We start from the raw sequence: 24228 nt of genomic DNA, 5'->3' as shown, positions 1-24228 counted from the left end.
TTAAGTATAATTTAGTCATTTTAGCAACAGTTTTTTTGAAAACTCGTATAAAAATCTTTTTTAAGCTTATTTCAAAAGAAAAGTGCTTTTGCATTGACAGCTCAAGCAATGAGCACTAAAATCGCGGACCTTCATAGAAAGATCATTTTTTGGAGTTTCAATATGAAACGTACATTCCAACCATCTGAATTAAAGCGTAAGCGTGTTCATGGTTTCCGTGCTCGTATGGCTACTAAAGCTGGTCGTCAAGTATTAGCTCGCCGTCGTGCAAAAGGTCGTCATAGCTTAACTGTTTAATCAGTTACGCTAAGACGATTTTGGGTGTTATGACAAAACTTTATAGTTTTGGTACAGAGTTGCGATTACGCTGTGCCGCCGATTATAAAGGTGTGTTTGATGGTGCGCTTTTTAAAGTGCATCAGCCCCATTTCTTATTTCTTGCAAAACATTCCGAACTGCCAAATAGCCGTTTGGGTTTAGTTGTTGCTAAGAAGAAAGTGCGCCGAGCACACGAACGAAATAGAGTAAAACGACTTGCTCGCGAAAGTTTTCGCCTGCATCAACAGCAATTAGATGACTTAGACATTGTAATCATGCCAAAAATTGGTGTGGAAGCAGTGCCTAATGCAGAATTGCATCAGCAATTACAATTTGCTTGGCAAAAACTGAACCGTCTTGCCAAAAAGCATACAAAAATAGCCCCCTCCCCACAAAAGTAGAGTAGGCCAATGGTACGTTTACTACATTGGTTGATACGTTTCTATCAGATTGCGATCAGTCCTTTATTGGGGCCGCGCTGTCGTTATATTCCAACTTGTTCTCAATATTCCTTGGAAGCAGTCCAGATACATGGGGCTGGACGTGGAGTGTGGCTGGCTACTAAGCGTATTTGCCGTTGTCATCCGTGGGGGGGCTCGGGATATGATCCTGTTCCCTCTAAAGCGATTCGTTTTATTTCATTTCAGCAAATAGATTCTCAAACGCTTCACGTTGCTGTACCCTTTCGTGATCGTTTATTGAACCAAAATCACTCTCACCACTTGGGGTAATACATATGCAACAATGGGCCAGGATTGCAATTCTCGGAGCCATGTTTGTTGTCGCATATTTGCTCATTTTGGCGTGGCAAAAAGATTATGGAAATGCTGAAACCAAACCGCAGCCAGAAACTGCTGTTGTTTCGCATGACGTATCTGCAGATTTGCCAAATGCTCAGACGGCTACAGTTGCCTCTGATCTGCCACAAGCGAATATGCCAGCGCAGCAAGCCACGGATGCCACAGCACCTGTAAGTCAGCAGCTTATTTCAGTACAAACTGACCTTTATCATCTTTGGATCAATCCGAAAGGTGGTGATATTGTTCGTGTTGAATTACTCAATCATGACAAAAACAAGGACAGCGATGAACCGTTCGTGATGCTGGAAAGCGATGCGAAACGTACTTATGTCGCTCAGTCTGGTCTGATCGGTCTGAATGGACCGGACAGCAGCCGTAACGGCCGTCCGACGTATGAGCTGGAAAAAACCGCTTATACCTTGGCAGACGCGAAAGCAACCAAATCTAAAGAGGGTGAAAACCTTAAAGTCTTGTCTGTACCGTTGGTATTTAAAACCGCGGATGGTGTCGAGATTATCAAAACCTTCAATTTCACTGAAGGTGAATATCCGGTTGTTGTGAACCACAAAGTGGTGAACCGCAGTGCTCAGACCTGGCAAGGTCAGATGTTTGGCCAGATCAAACGTGATAATTCAGAAGATCCGGGTAAATCAGACCAGGGTATTTTCACGCTAGGGACTTTCCTGGGCGGTGCCTGGGGTACGCCAGACGAGCAGTACAACAAGCTTAAATTTGACAACTTTGTTGAAGAAAAAGTCAGTACTGAAGCGACAGGTGGCTGGGTTGCCATGGTACAGCACTACTTTGTCAGTGCTTGGGTACCTGGTAATCTGAAGTTGACTCAGGGTAATGGTGAAGCGTATAGCGCCAAGCTTGAATCACGTAAATCAACCGATAACATGAACATTATTGGTTTTACTTCTCCAACCTTTAATGTGCCTGCAGGTACTGTGGCCGAGATTGATGCGACCTTCTATTCAGGTCCAAAAATCCAGTCAGAATTGAAGGATTTGGCCACAGGTTTAAACCAAACAGTCGATTATGGCTGGTTATGGCCAATTGCGAAACTCTTGTTCGTGGGTCTGGAATTCTTCCATGGTTTAGTGGGTAACTGGGGCTGGGCAATTATTCTATTGACCATTCTGGTGAAACTGATTCTGTGGCCATTGTCGTCGAAGAGCTACCGCTCAATGGCGAAAATGCGTGTGATTGCTCCAGAAATGCAGCGTATGAAAGAAGAGTTTGGTGAAGACCGTATGCGCTTCTCTCAGGAAATGATGGCACTGTATAAACGTGAACAGGTCAATCCGCTTGCGGGCTGTTTACCGCTGTTATTACAAATGCCAATCTTCCTGGCTTTGTACTGGGTATTGATGGAATCGGTTGAACTGCGTCATGCGCCATGGATGCTCTGGATTCAGGATTTATCCTCAATGGATCCATGGTTTATCCTGCCATTGTTAATGGGTCTGACGATGTATATTCAACAGTCCTTAAATCCTCAACCCACTGATCCAATGCAAGCCAAAGTCTTCAAGATTATGCCGGTGATTTTTACCGTATTCTTGCTGTTCTTCCCTGCGGGCTTGGTTCTATACTGGATTGTGAACAACTTGATCACCATCCTGCAACAAGGTTTGATCAACAAGTCTGTTGCTAAAGAACGTGCCAAACGTGATGAAGCAACGCCAGTCAACTAAGTTGTAATGACGGGCTGAATAAATCCGCTTAAGATGATACTCTTAGGCGGATTTTTTTTGGCTGAACTTTTGGATTTTTTAGGTGAATTTTATGCTCAACCGAACCACGACTATTGCTGCGATTGCAACGCCACCAGGACGTGGCGGCGTTGGGGTGATTCGCCTATCGGGTCCAAAATCCTATGAAATTGCCGAAGCACTCACAAAACAACCCCTTGCCGGTGCACGCTATGCTGCCTTTCGTAAGTTTTACGATACCGCTGGTGAAATTATGGATGAAGGCCTAGCCATTTGCTTCCCGAATCCGCATTCTTTTACCGGTGAGGATGTAGTGGAGTTACAAGGTCATGGCGGTCCGGTGATTCAAAATGCCTTGCTTGCACGTTTGCTGGAACTGGGTGCGATTGCTGCCAAAGCCGGTGAGTTTTCTATGCGTGCTTTTGAAAATGGCAAGATGGACTTGGTACAGGCTGAAGCCATTGCTGACCTGATTGATGCCACCTCACAAGCAGCTGCGCGTTCTGCGGTTCGTTCCCTGCAAGGTGCATTTTCAACCAAAGTCAATACGGTGCTTGAGCAGCTGGTGCATTTACGTTTGCATGTGGAAGCCGCAATTGATTTTCCAGAAGAGGAAATTGACTTTCTGGCTGATGGCAAGATTCTGAATCTGCTCGATGGTGTGGCGACTGCGGTCACGCAAGTTCAGCAATCAGCACGTCAAGGTCAGTTATTGCGTGAAGGTTTGCAAGTGGTGATTGCCGGTAAACCGAATGCCGGTAAATCTTCATTACTGAATGCGCTGGCCGGGATTGAACGTGCGATTGTGACGGATATTGCGGGTACTACGCGTGATGTGCTGCATGAAAAAATCACCTTAAATGGCTTGCCAATTACCCTGACGGATACCGCAGGCTTGCGTGAGACCGGGGATATTGTCGAAAAAGAAGGGATTCGCCGCGCAATCAAGGAAATCGAACAGGCCGATTTGTTACTGCTGGTCTATGACCTAAGTCAAGGTGAAGATCCGCTGCAACTGGCCCAAGAATATTTTGCTGAACATATTGAAGCAAAACGCTTGATGCTGATTGGGAATAAGTGTGATCTGACTGGTGCTGAAGCTGCAATTGCTGATTTGAATGGTTTTCGGCATATCGCAGTCTCTGCCAAGCAGGAAACTGGTGTGCAAGCGCTCATAGAGGCGATTACAGCGCATGCAGGCTTCCAGCCTGAAGAAGATACCTTTATTGCGCGTACCCGTCATTTAGACGCAATGAAACGCACTCAACTGTATTTGGCTGAAGCACGTGAACAATTGGTGGTGTACAACGCCGGTGAACTGGTGGCGGAGTCCTTACGTCTAGCCCAGAATGCACTGGGGGAAATTACTGGTGACTTTAGTGCCGATGATCTGCTTGGAAAAATTTTCGGTTCGTTTTGTATTGGAAAGTAAGCAAAAAATTATGCATAAATAGCCCTCATCAGAGGAATGCCAGTCAGTTAAGAAATTGACTAGTATTTTCTTTTTTAAATTCATGATCATATTTGACAAGTAGAAAAGTCATCCGCAACTGTTTGAGGCAGGACTAGATTTAAAAATGATTGTTTCTGCGACAAATTTACTAGTCGATGGTGGCTGACGAGTTTTGTGGTGAGGAGTGTTGCTCCGCAAGATGCCTTCCTTGCGAAGCTTCGCTTCTCATTTGGGCGAAACCAAAGTAACAAATTATTTTCAAGTATTTGATTTATAAGGTGAAGACTCCGTCATGAACGACTAAAAAGTTAAAGAGTCTATTTCTAAACTCCTTAACTGATCAGCATTACCTCATCAGAGGGCTATTTTAAGCTTTTACACTGAGCTTCTGGTGGCATAACCAGAGCACGACACATAAAGCACTCATCGCCACACAGAAGCTGATCACAGCGAAATTTAATCCAAAATGGTCGGCCAAGTAACCCACCGCAAGAATCGGCACAATGGTGCCCAAATAGCCAATAAACAAGTAGGTCGACATCACCGCGGCCCGGTTTTGCAAAGTGGTTATAGCATGAATTATGCCAAAAGCCCCCATCAGGGCAAAACCATGCCCAATACCAAATAAGAGATCGCTCACGAAGAATAAGAAACTTGCCTTAAGCAACATACACAATGCAAGGCTGAGCAGGCTAATCAGCATCATGACCAAGCCGATATTCAGACATTTTTTTGCAGCTACCGCTTTGGCCAGGTATTGCACCACTGCAGATACCAGCAGAATACAGGTAATGGCGGTACCACTTACTAAAGGACCATGCCACGGTAAAATATCTTGCACAAAAGAAGGCGAAAGTGAGGCAAATAAACTAAAGGCAGCAAAGGCACTAAATGCAGTGAACCCAATGATCATAAATACAGCATGATATTGAGCCTCAGGACGCTGTAATTTGGGGGCGATACTAAAGGGCTGACGCTCAAAAGCAGGCACTTTTAACCAGAATAAGCCGATAAAACAAAGCACTGCTCCAACAATAATCGGAATATAGGGAGTCACCAGCGGGGCTTGAGAAAACTGCGCAATGACTCCCCCGATAAACGGACCCAGACCAAAGCCAATCGCAGTCAAAATAGAGACCCATTGCGGCGCAAGCTGCTTATGACTCTCCGGAATGGTCTGCATCATGCCAAGCATGGCAGAAGTCGTCATCAAACCAGAGGCAATCCCGATAATGAAACGGCCCAGAGATAAAATCAGGGCATTATTGGCAAAGACCGAAATAATCAAACCCAGACTAATAAACACGAGGCCAATTTGTAGAGTTTTTAAAAAGCCAATGCTATTGCTGGTGCGCCCCAGAAACAATAAGGTGCCCAGACAGCCAAACATATAGGCGACAAAAATATAGGTAATCTGGCTTGGGGATAAATTCCAGAGTTGTTGATAAATCGGATAGAGTGGACTCGCCAAAGCAGTACCAATCGTTCCCATGATTAAAGCCAGGCTGACCATCCAGAAGGGTCGCCAAGTGGTTATTGTTGTCATGAACATGCCGTTATAGTGTTGATCCTTGGCCAATCCATGTCAGGGCATAGCGAAGAAAAAGAAAAGTATATGCAGTGTAGAGCGGGCCAAGAAACATGGTCAAGGGCGAATCAGTAAAAGATTTTAAATCAAATAGATGTGTTTATATATTTCAATAAAATAATATATTATTTTATGAGATATAAAATCTTAACCAGAATTTAATCTCATACAAGAATTTATTTTTGTCCGTCATTTAAGCTTCTTTTATCGCTTCTGTTCCACGTGAAACATAATTCACTGATTAAACTTGGAATAAACAGTAACATAAATCCGTGGGTAATTTAAAAGCAGACCCATTAGAATCGAAGCATATTTTTATCTGATTCATGTAGAACATTCATGTTAAAAAAAACACTGATTATTGCTTTAAGTACATTTGTTTCAAGCTTCGCATTCGCTAATATTGATATGGTAAAAGCCAATCTGGCAAAGAATAGCCCCAATTTAAAAATCGAAAATATCCAGACCACGGAAATGAAGGGCATCTACAGTGGTTTTATGCAGGGTCAAGTGGTTTATCTGAATGAAGATGCCCAGCATCTGATTGCCGGGGCGATGCTGCGGATTCAGGATCAGCATAATCTGACCCGTGATTTGATACTAAAACAGAACAGTGTTGACTGGAAAAAATTGCCGCTTCAAGATGCTGTGAAAAGTGTAAGAGGTACGGGGAAACGTCAGATTGCGATCTTTTCTGACCCAAATTGCCCGTATTGTAAACAGCTTGAAGTAGAGTTGAAAAAACTCAAGGATGTGACGATTTATACTTTTATTCTGCCTTTAAAGCCACAATCGGTTGCGCCTTCAAAACAGGTGTATTGCGCGTCTAATCCTGCTCAGGCCTGGGAAGATCTGATCACTCAAGGTAGCCTGCCAAAATCGAAAAAAAGTTGTGCCAATCCGATTGAGCGAAATAAAAAACTGGCCCAGTCTTTGGGTGTGAATGGGACACCAGCAATTATTTTTTCGAATGGTTTTAAAGTCATGGGGGCCTATCCGGCAGAACAGATCGAACAGATTTTTAAGGAATTTTCACTATAAAGTTGAGAGATATACAAGAGCAAAAAGCACCCGACTGGGTGCTTTTACTGGAACTGCTCAGATTGAGCCAGAACCGCTTAGACCGTACGGCGTTTGGTCAGCATGTTATAAATAAACAGAATAATCACCGCACCGATCACGGAAGCAATCAGACCTGCCGCAGAATCTGCCGAATAAAGACCGAGCATACGACCAGCAAATGTAGCCAATAAGGAACCGGCAATACCTAACAGGGTCGTCATGATAAAGCCTGCCTTGTCATTACCTGGATGGATTGCACGTGCAATCAGACCCGCGATAAAACCAATGACAATCGCAACAATAATTGTCCACATAGGTATGCTCCTTGTTATCATGTCTTTGTTTTTACATCATGTTTAATTATCTTGAAACAGAATAGAAAGCAAAAAAAGTTGAATCCTGAAACGAGATGTTATTTTTTGTTCCTATTTTTCTGTCTATTTGAGACATAAAAAAAGTGGCCTAAGCCACTTTTTTAAATAAATTTTAAAGACCGATTTCACCAATAAATGGCAGATGACGATACTTCTGGTCATAGTCCAGACCATAACCTACGATAAATTTATCTTCAACTTCAAAGCCCAAAAATTCGACCTTTAAATCGATTTCACGACGTGATGGTTTACTTACCAAAGTACACAGTTGAATCGAGTTTGGTTGGCGGGTTTGTAGGATTTCCAGCACCTTGCTCAAGGTATTTCCCGAGTCAATAATATCTTCAACCACCAGCACGTCTTTGCCACGGATTTCGCCGTCTAAATCTTTCAGAATTTTTACATCACGCGAAGATACGGTGCCGCCGCCATAACTGGATACCGTCATGAAATCCAGTTCATGGGGTTTGGAAATCACCCGACACAAATCGGCCATAAAAATCACTGAACCACGTAATAAACCGATGAGCACAAGGTCTTTGTCACTATGGGCATAGTGTGCATCGATTTGAGCACCAAGCTCTTTGACTTTAGCTTGAATTTCTTCAGCGGAAATCATTACGCTCATTTGAACGGTCATGGGTAGATACCTAAAAAGTAAAAATAGCAAAATAAAAAAGGTGTTGACCTGCAACACCTGAATACACTGTAATTTTAATACATCCCTACTGCAGATGCACCTGTTTTGCATGCTGTAAATGTAATCATTTCTTTGCTGCCTGCGAATCCCTGCGCAGGATGAAAGTACAGGTCAGCAACATGGCAGAGACGATCAGCCAGCAATGGCGGTGCTGGGTTTTAGTCGTCTGAGCGGGTACATCGGGCTTTGACATAGATAGCTTCTCCGTAGACATAGGTCACTGCAATATTACGGTCATCGCCGAGCATGGTCAGTGCAAAAAATGCATCTTCAATATTTTTGGCTCTGCTTTGACGTAATTGCTGTAAGGCAGTGGCATTTAGATCCAGCACCACAAAGTCCGCTTCCTTGCCGATATTAAAGTTCCCCAAACGATCGTCCAGACTTAAGGCTTTAGCACCGCCCAGCGTTGCATGATACAAGGCTTCAAAAGCAGAGAGTTTTTCTCCCTGCAATTGCTGCACTTTGTAGGCTTCATTTAAGGTCTGTAGCTGGTTAAACGAGGTGCCTGCCCCGATATCGGTACCCAGACCGACTTTCACCTGCTTGTCCCACGCTTTCTTTAATGGGAATAAACCACTGCCCAGAAACAGGTTTGAGGTCGGACAAAAGGCAATCGCTGAATTGGTCTGCTGCATGCAATCCCACTCCTGCTCTTCCAGGTGTACACAATGTGCAAACACTGATTTTGCACCGGTTAAACCATAGTGATGATAGACATCCAGGTAGCCTTTACGTTCCGGAAATAACTCTTTGACCCAGGCAATTTCATTTTTATTTTCACTTAAATGGGTATGTACATAGACATCTGGATATTCGGCTTTGAGCTGACCTGCTTTTTCAAGTTGTTCATTGGTGGACGTCGGGGCAAAGCGAGGGGTAATGGCATACAGGTTACGGCCCTGCCCATGCCATTTCTCAATCAGCGCTTTAGAATCGGTATAAGCACTTTCTGCCGTATCTTTCAGCGCTTCCGGTGCATGTCGGTCCATCAAGACTTTACCGGCGATCAGACGCATATTTCTGCGACTCGCCGCTGTAAACAAAGCATCTACCGATTCAGGATGTACGGTACAGAAGACCAGTGCCGTGGTGGTGCCATTTTTAAGCAATTCCTGCACAAAAAATTCGGCGATTTTTTCGCTATAGGCTGTATCTGCAAACTGGATTTCTGTTGGAAAGGTATAGGTATTTAACCATTCCAGCAGTTGTTCGCCATAGGCCCCGACCATCTCGGTTTGCGGGAAATGAATATGGGTATCGATCAATCCCGGCACAATCAGCTGTTCAGGATAATGGGCGACCTGGATATTTTCAGCTAGATGTTTCTGCCCTTCATCCCAGCTGCCAAACCATTGAATCTTGCCGTCTTGCATGATAATCAGACCATCTTCTACATAGCGCACCTGGTCATCAATCTCATGTGCCTGGGCAACTGTATGCTGGATATCAAGGAAACGACCGCGGACTGCCGTTGTTGCAATCTGAGAAGACATGTTAAAACCTGTGCTTTTAATTTTTTCAATAGATTGTAACCCACTTCAGTGGATTTATAACGTGATCATGCTGACTTCATTTGCCTGAGTTAAGTCGAAGCTGTGGTAAGGCAGTCGAGCAATAAAAAAAGTCCGCTCATGATTGAACGGACTTTTGTGACGCTAAAGATGATCGTCTATACAGTTATTAGAGCGTGGTTTGGTTATGTTTTTTACTGTGGCGAATCGACAGGATCGCCGTGATTGTCAAGACAATCACAATAAAGCTCAGTGAAATCCAGATTGGCATATGGAATACATCCAGCATCAGCATTTTAAAGCCGATAAAGACCAGAATAATCCCGAGGCCATAGGGCAGATAATGCATTTTTGATGCGGCACCCGATAACAGGAAGAACATCGCGCGCAGACCCAAAATCGCCATCAGGTTAGCAGTCAGTACAATGAAGGGATCGGTGGTCACAGCGAAAATTGCCGGAATAGAATCGACCGCAAAGATCACATCCGAGGCTTCGACCAGAATCAAAACCAGGAATAACGGCGTTGCCCACAGTAAACCATCTTTACGGATAAAGAATTTGTCAGCTTCAAGTTGCGGGGTAATCCGCATACGTTTACGCAGCCATTTCAGAATCGCCATATCTTCAATATTGCTTTCTTCTTCATCCTGACCACGCAGGAATTTAAAGCCGGTATACACCAGAAAGGCACCGAAGATATACAAAATCCATGAGAATTCCTGAACGAACCAGGCGCCAATAAAAATAAAGATGGTTCTGAGGACAATCGCACCGAGTACACCGTAGAGCAGCAATTTACGTTGTAGCGCGGGTGGAATGGCGAAAGCAGCGAAGATCATCAGCCAGACAAAGACGTTATCAATTGCCAGAGATTTTTCCAGCAGATAACCGGCAAAGTATTCCATGACCTTGGCATTGGCAATTGCAGTACCTGCGGTCTGCTCCAGATAGAGCCATAAACCGCCACCAAATAAGGTCGCGACACTGACCCAGGCAATACTCCAGTAGGCCGCAGTCCGGACTTTGACCTCCTGGCCATGCTGATGTTTAAAACCGACGAAATCGATGATCAGCATGACTGCGACAATCGCGAAAAAGACAAGATACAGCCACAGCGTACCAATTGTTTCCATGTGAATTCTCCACATCTGACAATCGGCCATAAAAAAAACCTTGACCTGTTGTCAGATGAAAAACATCTATACCAACATGATCAAGGTCTTGCCTACATCTTAGTGTTACACTTCTCATTGAAAGTGTCGCAGTGAGATGCTCAGATACCGACTTTTTGCAAAGTGTAATGACGATATTCTGACACGTTGAACAATCTGAACCACAATTGCTAAACGTTTGGAGGAGGCTACTCCCCTTGTTCAAACGAAATTCTGTTTGAGCCAATGCTCAATATGCAGAAGCATGACAGATTTTTATTAAGACTACAATTTCATTTACAAAAATGCATGATTCAAGCTATTTTTTGGGCAATAAAATCCGGACGGCGAATTAAATATAACGTGATGAGAAAACCCAGACTGGCCAAGATGGCCCCGAGCCAGCCAATACTGTGCAAGCCGATCTGTGCCGTTGCGATCCCACCGAGTAAAGCGCCAGCACCAATTCCAATATTATACAGGCCAGAATAAATCGCCATGGCCACGTCGGTGGCATCGGAGGCCAGATTTAAGGTCTTGGCTTGCAAGGCCAGACTGAAACCAATAATACTGATGCCCCAGAGTAAAGCCAGGGTATTTAACTGCAAGACATTGCTGGACAACGGCAGCAATAATAGCAACGAGATAGCCAGTCCAAGTGTGAACAGTGGAATAGTAAGTTTGGGAAAATGCGGTGCAAAACGGCCAAATAGATAAGAGCCGATTAAACCTGCCCCACCATAGACCAGCAATAAAGTCGTGGTCTGTACAGAACTGAGCTGGGCAATATTCAGTGAAAATGGCTCGATATAACTATAGGCGGTGAATTGTGCACTAATTACAATGACCGTCAGGGCAAATACCAGCATCAGGCTTGGACGTTTTAACAAGGTTTTCAAGCTGCTGAGTGAACCTGAATTGACACTCGGTAATAAGGGCAAGGTTTTGGCCAGTAGCAGGCAGACCACGCTGGCGACGATGGCAATCAAGGCAAAACTATTGCGCCAGCCATAGGCCTCCCCGATCATGCGACCAAAGGGAATTCCCAGAACCATGGCCATGGCAGTACCTGTGGCCAATAAACCCAAGGCTTGAAATTCTTTGCCTGCTGGTGCGACACGTACTGCAAGCGAAGCGGTAATTGACCAAAACAGCGCGTGCGCTACTGCAATCCCGATCCGGCTAAATACCAGAACACTGAAACTCCAGGCAAAATAAGACAGCACATGACTGGAAATGAAGACCGCAAATAAAACCATCAACAAGAAACGTCGTTCAATGTTTTTGGTCAGTAGCATCATCGGTAAAGACAATAAAGCCACGACCCAGGCATAAATGGTCAGCATCAACCCGACCTGAGTCGCCGGCATGTCAAAACTTGCACCAATATCACTGAGTAAGGCCACGGGAATAAATTCGGTGGTGTTGAAAATAAAGGCGGCACTGGCTAACGCAATTACGCAGATCCATTGACGTCTTACCGAGGAGCTAAAAGAAGGGCTGGACATAAATATCTGGCTTAAACAACAGACAGGCAGTTTAAACCTGTTCATTGCACGGTGATATCAGGAAAGCGCACAGATTCACAATCGTTTAAAGAAATCGAACAATATGCGACTGAAAAATATGTCAGTCTGGATTAAAAATACGGAGTTTAGAGGATGTTGATTGAGCATCAGCAACAAGGCAGTCAAGGTCAATGGTTTGTCGAGCCAAATGAAAAGCGTCTGGCCGAAATGAGCTATTTCTGGAAAGATGAGGATCGACTGGTGATTGAACATACCTGGGTCGATGACAGTTTGCGTGGACAGCATGTCGGACATTATCTGGTCGAAGCAGCAGTCAAGTTTGCCCGTGAGCAAGGGGTCAAGATTATTCCGGAATGCCCTTTTGCTCAATCGGTATTTGAGCGTGATCCTAATTTCAGCGATGTGTTAAGCAGTTAAAAATGAAAATAAAGGTGGAGATCTATGCAGATTCAATATCAAGATTCAAAACGCGGTGGTGTATTTTTTATGGAAGATCAAGGTCGACGTCTGGCCGAGATTACCTATCAATGGCGGGAAGCCTCGGTGATTATTGCAGATCATACCTGGGTCGATCATTCCTTGCGTGGTCAGGGCGTTGCCCGAAAAATGCTGGATGTGCTGGTCGATTTTGCCCGTGAAAAAAGTTTAACCATCATTCCGCAATGTTCCTATGTGGATGTGATGTTTAAGCGTGACCAAAGTTTATCTGATGTCGCGGCCTCTTCTACTTAATCATTTAGATCGATTTGCCAAGAGCAAAACGGCCTAATGAGCTTTCAATACAAGCTGATAAGTAGTGCGGTGATATGCCCTATTTTTCACTCCAGCTACAAATAAAAAAAGTCCGCCAAGCGGACTTTTTACTTTCCCGCATTAATTGAGTTCGATCATCACTTTCAAGGCCTTTTCATCGGCTGCATGCTTGAACACATCATAAGCTTTTTCAAATTCATTAAATTTAAAGTGATGGGTCGCCAGTTTTTCCAGCGGTAATTTACCGGAACAGCAGGTTTTGAGCAGCATAGCAGTGGTATTGGCATTGACCAGTCCGGTGGTGATGGTCAGGTTTTTAATCCAGAGTTTATTCAGTTCAAAATTAACTGATTTGCCATGTACGCCGACATTGGCAATATGTCCACCCTCTTTGACTACATGCTGGCAGATATTCCAGGTCGCCTCCAGACCAACCGCTTCAATGGCACAATCGACCCCTCGCCCATCCGTCAGCTCCAGCACACGTTGTATGGCATCTTCTTTCGCGGAGTTAATGCTATGCGTCGCTCCCACTGTTTTGGCGAACTCGAGTCGGTTGTCATCCACATCGACCATGATGATGTTGGCCGGTGAATAGAATTGAGCGGTCAGCAGGCAGCTCATGCCGATCGGGCCGGCACCGACAATCACCACATTGTCTCCGGGTTTGACATCGCCATATTGCACACCAATCTCATGTGATGTCGGCAAGATATCCGACAGGAACACAGCGACATCTTCATTTAACCCTTCAGGTAAATGATAAAGAGAAGTATCCGCAAACGGCGTGCGTACATATTCGGCATGAGTACCATCAATCATATAGCCCATGATCCAGCCGCCTTCATTGCGACAATGTGCATACAGCTGTTTCTGACAGTTTTCACAGGTTCCACAGCGGCTGACACAGGAAATAATCACCCGGTCGCCTTTTTTGAAGTTTTGAACGGCAGAACCGACTTCTTCTACAATGCCAATGCCTTCATGACCTAAAATACGGCCATTAAAACTGCCCTGTTTGCGTGTGGCTTGCTGTTCAATTTCCGGGTTTTTACCTTTCCAGATCCCGAGGTCTGTACCACAAATAGTGACTTTAGTGAGTTTGATAACCGCATCGCTGGGATGCAAAATAGTGGGAATGGGACGGTCTTCAAACCGGATGTCGTTTTCGCCGTAATAGACCATGGCTTTCATTGTTGTCATGACACATCTCCTGAAGGAGTGAGGAATGAGAATGACCTGATTCTGATCTGGCTGTCAGGTCTATAAATACCTGTGTTCTTCTCGATTGTGCCTTGAGTGATGTGCTGCTGCAATCTATCTCGCGTTCAGATTGCAACAAAACATCATGCGTAATGACTAATGACTAATGACTGATGACTGATGAGTGATCGGCATTTTAGGCCAATTTGACATCATGCGATGCAAAGATCAAAACTGCCATTCTCTCTTTTTGCTAAAACAACTGCCCTAAAAAAAAGAAGCCCGCATCGCGGGCTTCTTTTTTCACATACTTATCCACGCATCTATTTTATGCGTTTAAAGCACTGATCAATTTCTGATGCAAACCACCAAAACCGCCATTTGACATAATCACTACGGCATCGCCCTCACCTGCCTCTGCTACCACGGTCTGAATGATGTCATCCAGTGTGCGTGCAATTTTGGCTTTATTTGGCGCAGCATTAATTATCGGTTGCAGATCCCAGTCCAGTCCTTCCGGTTGATACCAGATTACTGCATCGGCCAGACGTGCTGAATGAGCCAGACCCTCTTTATGACTGCCCATACGCATGGTATTGGAGCGTGGTTCAATAATTGCCCAGAGTTTACGTTCACCCAGTCGTTTGCGCGCGCCCTCCAAGGTCGTATCAATCGCTGTGGGATGATGGGCGAAATCATCATAAACCTCAATACCACGGACTGTGCCTAATAGTTCCATACGGCGTTTTACCCCACCGAAATTAGATAAAGCTTCACAGGCGGTTTCAATGGAGACGCCGACATGCTCGGCAGCGGCAATCGTCGCGAGCGCATTGGCCACCGAATGCTGTCCGGTCATGCTCCACTGCACTTCACCTTTCACCACACCGTGTTGCAAGACTTTAAAGTGAGAACCATCTGTCGATAACTGTTCGGCATACAGTTCAGATTTTTCATTGGCATCCAGACTGGTGCGCACCACCGGTGTCCAGCAACCCTGCTCTAGTACTTCATCGATATTGCTTTCGGTAATCGGCGCAATGATTCGGCCTTCGCTTGGAATAGTACGAACTAAATGATGGAACTGTTTTTGAATTGCAGCCAGATCATCAAAGATATCAGCATGGTCAAATTCAAGGTTATTTAAAATCGCCGTTTTTGGATGGTAATGCACAAACTTGGAACGCTTGTCGAAGAAAGCCGAATCGTATTCATCCGCCTCGACACAGAAATATTTGCCGCCACCGAGACGTGCACTCTCACTAAAACCCAGTGGCACACCACCAATCAGGAAGCCTGGCTCTAAACCAGCTTGATCCAGCACCCAGGCCAGCATGGTTGTGGTGGTGGTTTTGCCATGTGTACCCGCAACCCCCAATACATGTTTGCCTTGCAGAACATGATCTGCCAGGAACTGTGGGCCTGAAATATAAGGCAAGCCTTCATTCAGCATATATTCTACTGCATCAATACCACGCTTCATGGCATTGCCGACAATGATCAGGTCCGGATGTGGCTGCAAGTGACTACGCTCATAACCCTGCATCAAGCTGATGCCTGCATTTTCAAGTTGGGTCGACATCGGTGGATAGACGTTCAAATCTGAACCTGTCACCTTGTGGCCCAGATCGCGTGCAAGGAGCGCCAGCGATCCCATAAAAGTGCCACAAATACCCAAAATATGCAGATGCATCTACTTCACTCCGTTCCTGTCTGACCCATCACCTTATATTGGTGCGGTTATCATGATTTATTCAATTTGCAAGCAACGATAGCAAGGCTTACACGGAAAAGATAGTCAAAGTTCAAGCATTGCTGCGGGAATTTTTAAATCCTGTTTCACGGATAAATTCAGAGAAAATTTCAAATTTAGAGAATATCTTTTTGCAAAATAAATCGTAGAATAAACCCGATCTTTTTGCAGAGTACATGCCGATGTTACCGGCTTTATTTCTTCTGGTGATTGCCAATTGCTTTATGACCTTGGCATGGTATGGGCATTTAAAATTTTTACCGCATGATGCGCCGTTGTGGCAGGCAATTTTATTCAGCTGGATGATTGCCCTGTTTGAATATAGCCTGATGATTCCGGCCACCCGATTACTGGCACAGCAGGGACTGGCCGTGGGGCAAATGAAAATCACTCAGGAAGTGGTGACCTTGCTGGTCTTTGTGCCTTTTATGATTTTCATGTTTAAGCAGCCCTTTAAACTGGATTATCTCTGGGCAGCCTTGTGTCTGTGCGGATGTGTGTATTTTGTCTTCAGAACTTCCTGATCGAAAGCTTTGCAGACTACAGGCCTATTTTTATTCCAGTTTTTAATATTCTGCCAAAAAAATAAGAAAAATCGAACCTTGCTTTGACCGTTAAATTTTATGAAGCCGAAAAATCAGTCTATAATAAGCACCTCCTATTAAAGCTTGGCTCTCTCGTCGAGATTTATTTTTTGTTACTTTAATCTCTGGAAAATTTGCAATGAATGCGGCTGCTGCACAAGATGCTCCTCTAGTAGGAATTATCATGGGTTCTCAATCAGATTGGGCAACTCTCGAACATACTGCCAACATGCTCAAGCAGCTTGGTGTCCCATTTGAAGCTGAAGTCGTTTCTGCACACCGTACTCCTGACCGTTTATTTGAATATGCTGAACAGGCGCGTGATCGTGGCATTCAGGTGATTATTGCCGGTGCTGGTGGTGCTGCGCATTTGCCGGGCATGTGTGCGGCAAAGACTGATCTTCCAGTCTTGGGTGTGCCAGTCAAATCATCCATTTTAAACGGCGTCGATTCTTTGCTTTCAATTGTACAAATGCCAGCAGGTATTGCGGTGGGTACGCTTGCGATTGGCCCTGCCGGTGCAACCAATGCAGCCATTATGGCAGCGCAAATTTTAGGTCTGACCCGCCCTGATATCGCGAAAAATGTTGCAGATTTCCGTGCGGCACAAACAGATAAAGTGGCAAGCAATAACATTCCTGGTCAAAACTAAAACCAAGCTTCATACGGGACAGACATCATGGATAAAACCATCGGTATTTTTGGCGGCGGTCAGCTCGGGCGCATGATGGCGCAAGCGGCATTGCCATTGAATATTCAATGTACTTTCTTTGAAGCAAGTACGGATTGCCCTTCTGCGGCACTCGGTCAAGTGATTTCCAGCAAGGCCGAAAATGGTCTACAGGATTTTATTGACAGTGCTGATGTATTCAGTCTGGAATTTGAAAATACACCTCTTTCAGATGTGGATGTGCTGGTGAAAAATAAAGACCTGTATCCACCACGTCAAGCCTTGGCAATTGCACAGCATCGTCTGTCTGAAAAAGCCCTGTTTGATACGCTCGACATTCCTGTTGCGCCGTATAAAGCAGTGACTGCACTTGATGGTTTACAGGCTGCTGTGGCTGAACTGGGCTTACCGATTGTATTAAAGACCTCTCGCGGTGGTTACGATGGTAAGGGTCAATTTGTCCTGCGTAGTGCTGATCAGATTGAGCAGGCTTGGGCGGAACTTGGCCCTGCCGGTGAACTGATTGCAGAAAGCTTTGTGACGTTCTCACGTGAAGTGTCGATCATTGCGGTACGTGGTCAAAATGGTGATGTAAAAACCTGGCCCCTGGCTGAAAATCATCATCACAATGGCATTCTGTCGCACTCGATTGTGCCTGCGCCGAACAGTGCAGACTTGCAGCCGGTCGCACAGGACTACATTACTCGCCTGCTGAATCATCTGAACTATGTGGGCGTCTTGACCCTTGAGCTGTTTGTGACAGATAAAGGTCTATATGCAAACGAGATGGCACCACGTGTGCATAACTCAGGGCATTGGTCGATTGAAGGTGCAGTCTGCTCACAGTTCGAAAACCATATTCGTGCGGTGGCCGGTCTGCCACTGGGTTCAACGGAAGTGATTCGTCCAAGCGTACTGGTGAATATCATCGGACAGCATCCAAAATCTGCAGATGTTCTGGCTTTAGAAGGTGCGCATTTGCATCTGTATAACAAGTCAGAGCGTGAAGGTCGTAAGATTGGTCACATTACCCTGATGCCAACCGACAGTACTCAGCTGACGACTTTATGCCGTCAACTGGCGAAGATTTTACCGAATCCACTGGCATTGAGCGAAGATATGACCATTTAAACGCTATCTTGCTGATAAAAAAAGCGATCACTTCGGTGGTCGCTTTTTTATTTATCCAGATTCAGGCATGATTGCGCCTCTTCGAAAATGCCTGCCATTTATCGGATCATGATATTTTTCAATTGATTGTAAAATGAACAATTGCGTATACATAAAAGAGTCTAAATGAAGATTCACAGACCACAGAGAAATACTTTGAATTTAAAATATTAAATTTAAAACAGTCTTTGAATTTAAAGTTTAAATGAATTCAAAATATGAATTTAAATTCAAACCGCTACTTTGAATTCAAAGTTTAAATTTAAAAATAAATCAAGCCACCCTGTTTTTAATTCACAAAATAAAACCTTGATAAATATCTGATTAATCCTGTTTATGTTAAGTTATCCACAAAGAAGGTTTTGAATTTAAAGGTTGTTTCCTGGATTTTAAATTTAAATTCAAACAGCGCCGCTGCTTTTGAATTTAAAAACAAGTTGTGGATAAGTTATTTAAATTTAAAACTACAAAATGAATTCAAAAGTGCAGAAATTATGAATTTAAATTTACCTATTTGAGCTTTAATTTTCATCATGAGCTGCTAAGGTAGAAAAATAATTCAAAATCTAAATATTCAAGGGTCTTATGCAACGTTTTGCGCTTGTGGTTGGTTCTTTATTCTTGGCTGTTTCTCAGGCAAATGCCGAGCTGATTATTAATGGTCAGCGTGTCGACACGACTACTTTGCCTTCAGCGGCCAGCAGCCCGTCAAATTTCCCTGCCCAGAATAATTTTCAAAACTGTTTGGCGAATTTACGTAGTCAGGCTGTAGCAAAAGGTGTTAGTGCAGGCAGCTATGACCGTTATACGCAAAATTTAACGCCTGATTATTCCGTAATTGAACGTTTAAACTATCAACCGGAATTTTCTACCCCGATTTGGGACTATTTGTCTGGTTTGGTCGATGAAGAGCGGGTTCAGCTCGGCCGGCAAAAATTACAGCAACATCGCGAAGTCTTAAATCGTGTTTCCGCAGCCTATGGCGTGCCTGCAGAAACGATTGTCGCGGTATGGGGTGTAGAAAGTAATTTTGGTGATATTTCCGGTCGCTATCCTTTATTGCAGGCTCTGGGAACATTGAGCTGTGAAGGGCGACGCCAGAGTTATTTCCGTGGTGAGTTTTTTACCACGATGAAACTGTTACAGCGCGGTGATGTACGAGAGGATCAGCTGAAAGGTTCATGGGCTGGAGCTTTTGGTCATACCCAGTTTATGCCATCGACCTATGATGAGCTTGCGGTCGATTTTGATGGCGATGGCCGCCGTGATCTGGTCAGTAGTATTCCGGATGCTTTGGCATCAACCGCCAACTTTTTAAGCAAGCGTGGTTGGCAGGCCGGACAGCCTTGGGGTTTTGAAGTAAAAATCCCGCAAGGCATGTCAATCTCAAATGAAGGCCGTCGCAATAAAAAATCACTGAATAGCTGGATTAGCCGTGGTGTAGTGCGTGCCGATGGTTCCCCTTTAATTCAAGGGAATTTATCAGCATCTTCTCAAGCTGGCTTGCTTGCGCCTGCCGGCCCAAATGGCCCGGTGTTCCTGGTCTTTAGAAACTTTGATGCCATTTATAGCTATAATGCAGCAGAAAGTTATGCCTTGGCGATTGCGCATTTATCTGATCGTTTACAGGGTAAAGGGAGCTTCAGCACATCTTGGCCAACCGATGACGCGGGTACTTCGCGTTCAGAACGTCGCGAGATTCAGCAATTTTTACTAAATCGTGGCTATGACATTGGTGCGGTGGATGGTCTGATCGGTGATAAAACCCGTCAGGCGATTCGTCAGGAACAGCAGCGTTTGGGCTTGAGTCCGACCGGCCGCGCCGGCCAGCAGATTCTGCGTGCGTTCCGTAATGAAAATGCCAAACTGATGATGCAATAAGTAAGATTGAAAATGAAAAAGGTCTGTATAAATGCAGACCTTTTTTTATAACTTTAGATTGCTCTGGTCAGGTTTAAACAGCAGTAATGGTTCCCAGAACACGGTAGCCTAAAGCACCGGTCACCGCTGGCAGGTTACCATTGAGTTGCTTGATAAAACGCATCGCCAGCCAGGCAAAGGCGGTGGCTTCTACCCAGGTCGGACTGAGGCCCAAATCAGCCGTGGTTTGTATGCTCCATTCATGTTTGCGTAAGCGCCAGCGCAGTTGCTCAAGTAAATAAGAATTATAAGCGCCACCACCACACACGAAAACTTGTCCGGTATCCATGCCAGAACGATAAATGGCTTTTTTAATGGCGCGGGTAGTGAGCTTTAATAAGGTCGCCTGCACATTTTCCGGGGTATCTTCCAGTTCATCGTATTGCAGGTCATTGCGCCAGTCGGCAATCTGTTCATCCAGCCATTCCAGGTTAAAGTCTTCACGGCCGGTACTTTTAGGCGGTTCTTTAGAGAAAAATTCGTGTGACTGTAAACGATCCAGCAGGCTGCGAATCGGCGTACCATAAGCGGCCCAATTGCCATTTTCATCATAAGGCTGGCCGGTATAACGCGCGCACCAGGCATCCATCAGAATATTGGCCGGCCCTGTATCAAAGCCATAAACATCATCAGGCTTTCCGGCAGGTAACAGGCTGACATTAGCAATCCCGCCCAGATTTAAAATTACTCGGTGAATGCTGTCATGCTGGAAAATATCCTGATGAAAGGCTGGCACCAATGGTGCGCCTTGACCGCCCGCCGCCAAATCACGACGACGGAAATCTGAAATCACCGGAATCTGGGTGATTTCGGTAATAATATTGGGGTCACCAATTTGCAGGGTAAAACCATGCTCAGGGCGATGGCGGATGGTCTGACCATGTGAGCCAATGGCTTTAATTTTAGATTTATCTAACTGGTTGTTTTCAATCAGTTGATTGATACCATGACCAATCATTTCTGCCAAGGCCACATCGGCCTTGCCCATACGGTCAATTTCATTGTCATCGGGCAAAGTCAGTGCCATCAGCTCATGCCGCAGGTCAGGATCGAATGCCAAAGTGAGTGTGGCATGAAGCTGTAAAGGATCAAAAGAAGCAGCAACAATATCGACACCATCCATGCTTGTGCCGGTCATTACCCCAATATAGATCGCTGTCATGGTTATTCTTAAGCCTGCAATATGCTGAAAAAGTGTTAGTATATCGCACAAATTGAGTAACTGATGTATTGGATTTTGTGATGTCAAATTTCCTGCCGGCTGAAGAACAACTTGCCCTCATTCAACGAGGCACCCATGAAATTATTTCTGAAGAAGACCTTCTTAAGAAATTAAAAAAGAATCGTCCATTAAAAATTAAAGCAGGTTTTGACCCAACTGCGCCTGACCTGCACTTAGGTCATACGGTTCTCATCAATAAGTTAAAAGTGTTCCAAGATTTGGGCCACGAAGTGTTCTTCCTGATCGGTGACTACACGGCGATGATCGGTGATCCAACAGGTAAAAGTGCTACACGTCCACCATTATCACGTGAACAAGTTTTAGAAAATGCAAAAACCTATCAAGAACAGGTGTTTAAAATTCTTGATCCAAACAAAACCAAAGTTGTATTTAACTCGGAATGGTTTGCACAAAAAACCGCGGCTGATTTAATTCAATTGGCATCACAGCAAACTGTGGCGCGTATGTTGGAGCGTGACGACTTTACCAAGCGTTATAACAGTCAACAGCCGATCGCGATTCACGAATTTTTGTATCCATTGGTACAAGGTTATGATTCGGTGGCTTTAGAAGCGGACGTAGAGTTGGGCGGTACAGACCAGACCTTTAACCTGTTGATGGGTCGTACGCTACAAGGTCGTTATGATCAGGAAGCACAAGTGTGTATTACGGTGCCTATTCTTGAAGGTTTAGATGGCGTGAATAAAATGTCTAAATCTTTAGGCAACTATATTGGTGTATTTGATGCGCCAGGTGCGATGTATCAAAAAGTGCTTTCAATGCCGGATGCATTGATTGAGCGTTATTTTGATCTGTTGAGCTTCAAAACCATTGAAGAAATTCAACAGTTATTAAAAGAAGTGGCTGAAGGCCGTAATCCTCAAGAGGTGAAAAAGATTCTTGCGCTGGAGCTGGTTGAGCGTTTCCACGGAAGCGACGCTGCTGCGCATGCACATAAAGGTGCGGGTAATATCATTACTGAGGGTGAATTACCGGAAGGTACGCCAGAAGTGACTATTTCACGTGGCGAGTTTGGTGGTGAAATCTTTATTACTTCAATTTTACGTGAAGCAGGTTTGACCAAGAATGCGGCCCAAGCCAAAGATGCTTTAGGTCGTGGCGCGGTGAAAGTGGATTGGCACACTGTAGATAGTTCTTATTCGGTCAAGGAAAATCTGACCTTGATCGTTCAGGCCAGCAAAAAAGCGATTGCGAAAGTTACTTTCACCGATTAAAAAATTGATAAGTTATTGAAATAAAAGCAGGCTTCGGTCTGCTTTTTTATTGATGTTCTATATTCATAAAGCAAATAAGCAACTTCAAAAAAAACCCTATAAAAACAAGAGTTAAATTTTCCCAAATTGCTTGCTTTTCGGGTTTATTATCTATAGGATTTATTCATCTAGAGAATTGGTTCAAAGCATCTAGAGGGTGATAATAAGACAACTCCACAATTTATAAGGTCTCTTCCCCAAGAGACTCTTTTTTAAGCTTTAAAGTGAATAACTATAATAATGACATAATGGATCGGGTAAAGATTCAATTCTAAGGAGGAGATTTTGGGAGAGATCTCTTCCTTTTTTATTTGTAGCGATTTCATTCTGAACCTTTAAAATCGCAGGTATTATTTTCTTGGAGGACATTCCACCTAGAATTCATCCTCTAATTAAGTGTTGTTTTGCTAGCTAAAGGGTGGCTGACTATATTGGTTCGCAAAAGACACCACAATATAAAAAGAAAGCAGAGGGGGTTCGATGTATCGCTATCCAACAGAAAATATTTTTGATGAAGACATTGATTGTATTTTAAGTTTCTTATTTGAATATCAGTCTGCCGAACAAAAACAGCAACGTTATATCCCTGTCTATAACTTATTTATGCAGCTTGATCTGGCTGCGAATTATTATCTATTTTCCCTGATTGAAGAGCGTTTACCGCGACGTGCAAAACTATTTTTTGTTGCTGAAGACTATCAGGGCAAAAAAGACATAATTATAGAAGTCATGCAATACTGGCTTGGGCAGCGCAAGCAGGAAAAGTAACTGAATAGAATTAACCTGCTGATATGTTCTATCTCTATATAGATAAGCAAGCTTGTGCGGCCTTATACCCAAACACCAAAATCATTGAATAACATCTTTATAGCCTAAGATACCGATACGCTTTTATAAGAAGTTTCACTAAAAAAGTGCGAATGAACTACCAAGCCGAAAGGAAAGAATCGTTGGTTTCGCTAATATGTCATGATTTGGTTTTGTTTCTGGGGGTTGAACGAGATAAAAAGCATTATTTAAGGATAAACAGCAAAAATTACTACTCTAGCTATTATTTTGATCGCTTTTAAGTCTAATTAAATTTTGGCTTATAAAAATAAAATGATGTGTTTAGTGCATTTATTGCATAAAAACGCTTAAAAATTAGATAAAAAAGCGATTTTTTAGGATTTTTTGTAGAAAAAAAAGACATACGTGAAAAATATAGTGAATTGGGGGTTGCAATGATTCTGAAATCCTCTAGAATGCACCCATACCGACGAGATAGACGAAAACGAACGAAGCAGATTGCTGAGTTGTTAAGTATATCGAAGTCCAGCTTCTGGCACTGACGAGGTGTTGGAAAGATCATTAAGAGCTTATGAAGAACAACTTGTGTGGATTTTTACTGGTTGATCGATCGAAATTATTTTCATTGATTGATGGTAGAAATGACTCGAAGTTTATTTGAGAAATATTTGTCAGAAAATT

23 protein-coding genes are annotated in these 24228 nt (G+C 44.0%); 14 read left to right on the top strand and 9 right to left on the bottom strand.

Annotated elements, in window-relative coordinates; all coding sequences use genetic code 11:
• Positions 1 to 162 precede the first annotated feature (162 nt).
• From rpmH to mnmE, 5 genes are all read left to right on the top strand, one after another.
• Positions 163 to 297 (top strand): 50S ribosomal protein L34, encoded by a 135-nt coding sequence (gene rpmH / locus FTU44_RS13195; RefSeq protein WP_000831329.1) that lies wholly within the window; start codon positions 163 to 165, stop codon positions 295 to 297.
• 29 nt (positions 298 to 326) lie between these two features.
• Positions 327 to 719, top strand: a complete 393-nt coding sequence (gene rnpA, locus FTU44_RS13190; protein WP_100355778.1) for a ribonuclease P protein component — start codon at positions 327 to 329, stop codon at positions 717 to 719.
• Between the two features lie 9 nt (positions 720 to 728).
• Positions 729 to 1049 carry a membrane protein insertion efficiency factor YidD gene (gene yidD / locus FTU44_RS13185; protein ID WP_005173498.1) on the top strand — a complete coding sequence of 107 codons (321 nt, stop codon included), beginning with the start codon at positions 729 to 731 and terminating at the stop codon, positions 1047 to 1049.
• 5 nt (positions 1050 to 1054) lie between these two features.
• Positions 1055 to 2818, top strand: coding sequence for a membrane protein insertase YidC (gene yidC, locus FTU44_RS13180; RefSeq protein WP_005173495.1), 1764 nt, complete (start codon positions 1055 to 1057; stop codon positions 2816 to 2818).
• A 91-nt stretch (positions 2819 to 2909) separates the two neighbouring features.
• Entirely contained in the window at positions 2910 to 4268 is a 1359-nt protein-coding gene (gene mnmE, locus FTU44_RS13175; protein WP_159516723.1) for a tRNA uridine-5-carboxymethylaminomethyl(34) synthesis GTPase MnmE, read from the top strand.
• Positions 4269 to 4656: 388 nt separating this feature from the next.
• Here mnmE and FTU44_RS13170 read toward each other — a convergent pair whose 3' ends face one another.
• Positions 4657 to 5802, bottom strand: coding sequence for an MFS transporter (locus FTU44_RS13170; protein WP_180051088.1), 1146 nt, complete (start codon positions 5800 to 5802; stop codon positions 4657 to 4659).
• 414 nt (positions 5803 to 6216) lie between these two features.
• On the opposite strand from FTU44_RS13170, the gene FTU44_RS13165 reads away from it, so the two are divergent.
• A complete protein-coding gene (locus FTU44_RS13165; protein ID WP_180051061.1) occupies positions 6217 to 6918 on the top strand; it encodes a DsbC family protein in 702 nt (233 codons plus the stop codon).
• 77 nt (positions 6919 to 6995) lie between these two features.
• On the opposite strand, the gene FTU44_RS13160 is transcribed toward FTU44_RS13165, so the two are convergent.
• The 5 genes from FTU44_RS13160 to FTU44_RS13140 form a co-directional block, all read right to left on the bottom strand.
• Positions 6996 to 7253: a GlsB/YeaQ/YmgE family stress response membrane protein gene (locus tag FTU44_RS13160; protein WP_005173486.1), complete on the bottom strand. Its 258-nt coding sequence runs from the start codon at positions 7251 to 7253 to the stop codon at positions 6996 to 6998.
• Between the two features lie 172 nt (positions 7254 to 7425).
• Entirely contained in the window at positions 7426 to 7953 is a 528-nt protein-coding gene (hpt, locus tag FTU44_RS13155) for a hypoxanthine phosphoribosyltransferase (RefSeq protein WP_100355776.1), read from the bottom strand.
• 218 nt (positions 7954 to 8171) lie between these two features.
• Positions 8172 to 9509 carry a guanine deaminase gene (guaD, locus tag FTU44_RS13150; protein ID WP_074383797.1) on the bottom strand — a complete coding sequence of 446 codons (1338 nt, stop codon included), beginning with the start codon at positions 9507 to 9509 and terminating at the stop codon, positions 8172 to 8174.
• A gap of 187 nt (positions 9510 to 9696) precedes the next feature.
• Positions 9697 to 10662, bottom strand: a complete 966-nt coding sequence (locus tag FTU44_RS13145) for a TerC family protein (protein ID WP_100329858.1) — start codon at positions 10660 to 10662, stop codon at positions 9697 to 9699.
• Between the two features lie 332 nt (positions 10663 to 10994).
• Positions 10995 to 12188, bottom strand: a complete 1194-nt coding sequence (locus FTU44_RS13140) for a sugar transporter (protein WP_180051058.1) — start codon at positions 12186 to 12188, stop codon at positions 10995 to 10997.
• Between the two features lie 153 nt (positions 12189 to 12341).
• On the opposite strand from FTU44_RS13140, the gene FTU44_RS13135 reads away from it, so the two are divergent.
• Both FTU44_RS13135 and FTU44_RS13130 read left to right on the top strand, forming a co-directional pair.
• Positions 12342 to 12626, top strand: coding sequence for a GNAT family N-acetyltransferase (locus FTU44_RS13135; protein WP_005173474.1), 285 nt, complete (start codon positions 12342 to 12344; stop codon positions 12624 to 12626).
• 24 nt (positions 12627 to 12650) lie between these two features.
• Complete coding sequence (locus FTU44_RS13130) at positions 12651 to 12941, top strand: GNAT family N-acetyltransferase (protein WP_100329856.1); 291 nt, start codon at positions 12651 to 12653, stop codon at positions 12939 to 12941.
• Positions 12942 to 13082: 141 nt separating this feature from the next.
• Here the strand turns inward: FTU44_RS13130 and FTU44_RS13125 are convergent, their stop codons facing one another.
• Together FTU44_RS13125 and mpl are read right to left on the bottom strand one after the other, a co-directional pair.
• On the bottom strand, positions 13083 to 14165 hold the full coding sequence (locus FTU44_RS13125) for a zinc-dependent alcohol dehydrogenase family protein (protein ID WP_005173470.1): 1083 nt from the start codon (positions 14163 to 14165) through the stop codon (positions 13083 to 13085).
• Between the two features lie 328 nt (positions 14166 to 14493).
• Entirely contained in the window at positions 14494 to 15858 is a 1365-nt protein-coding gene (mpl, locus tag FTU44_RS13120; RefSeq protein ID WP_005173468.1) for a UDP-N-acetylmuramate:L-alanyl-gamma-D-glutamyl-meso-diaminopimelate ligase, read from the bottom strand.
• A gap of 242 nt (positions 15859 to 16100) precedes the next feature.
• Here mpl and FTU44_RS13115 point away from each other — a divergent pair, with 242 nt between their 5' ends.
• The 4 genes from FTU44_RS13115 (at position 16101) to FTU44_RS13100 (ending at position 20223) form a co-directional block, all read left to right on the top strand.
• Complete coding sequence (locus FTU44_RS13115; protein WP_005173466.1) at positions 16101 to 16442, top strand: DMT family protein; 342 nt, start codon at positions 16101 to 16103, stop codon at positions 16440 to 16442.
• A gap of 199 nt (positions 16443 to 16641) precedes the next feature.
• Positions 16642 to 17154 (top strand): 5-(carboxyamino)imidazole ribonucleotide mutase, encoded by a 513-nt coding sequence (gene purE / locus FTU44_RS13110; protein ID WP_005173464.1) that lies wholly within the window; start codon positions 16642 to 16644, stop codon positions 17152 to 17154.
• A gap of 27 nt (positions 17155 to 17181) precedes the next feature.
• A complete protein-coding gene (locus FTU44_RS13105; protein ID WP_180051055.1) occupies positions 17182 to 18303 on the top strand; it encodes a 5-(carboxyamino)imidazole ribonucleotide synthase in 1122 nt (373 codons plus the stop codon).
• Positions 18304 to 18927: 624 nt separating this feature from the next.
• Positions 18928 to 20223, top strand: coding sequence for a lytic murein transglycosylase (locus tag FTU44_RS13100; protein ID WP_218208679.1), 1296 nt, complete (start codon positions 18928 to 18930; stop codon positions 20221 to 20223).
• Between the two features lie 73 nt (positions 20224 to 20296).
• Here FTU44_RS13100 and FTU44_RS13095 read toward each other — a convergent pair whose 3' ends face one another.
• Positions 20297 to 21424, bottom strand: a complete 1128-nt coding sequence (locus FTU44_RS13095) for an anhydro-N-acetylmuramic acid kinase (protein ID WP_005173456.1) — start codon at positions 21422 to 21424, stop codon at positions 20297 to 20299.
• An 80-nt stretch (positions 21425 to 21504) separates the two neighbouring features.
• Here FTU44_RS13095 and tyrS point away from each other — a divergent pair, with 80 nt between their 5' ends.
• Together tyrS and FTU44_RS13085 are read left to right on the top strand one after the other, a co-directional pair.
• The gene (tyrS, locus tag FTU44_RS13090) at positions 21505 to 22719 is read left to right on the top strand and encodes a tyrosine--tRNA ligase (protein WP_180051052.1); all 1215 of its coding nucleotides are present in this window, start codon (positions 21505 to 21507) and stop codon (positions 22717 to 22719) included.
• Positions 22720 to 23238: 519 nt separating this feature from the next.
• Positions 23239 to 23526, top strand: a complete 288-nt coding sequence (locus tag FTU44_RS13085; RefSeq protein WP_005173437.1) for a hypothetical protein — start codon at positions 23239 to 23241, stop codon at positions 23524 to 23526.
• Positions 23527 to 24228 lie beyond the last annotated feature (702 nt).

The organism is Acinetobacter sp. YH12105 (assembly GCF_013419095.1).
In the GTDB taxonomy this organism is placed as follows: Bacteria; Pseudomonadota; Gammaproteobacteria; order Pseudomonadales; family Moraxellaceae; genus Acinetobacter; species Acinetobacter pseudolwoffii.
Note: the sequence above shows the minus strand (reverse complement) of the source record. Positions and strands in the feature narration are given on the sequence as shown.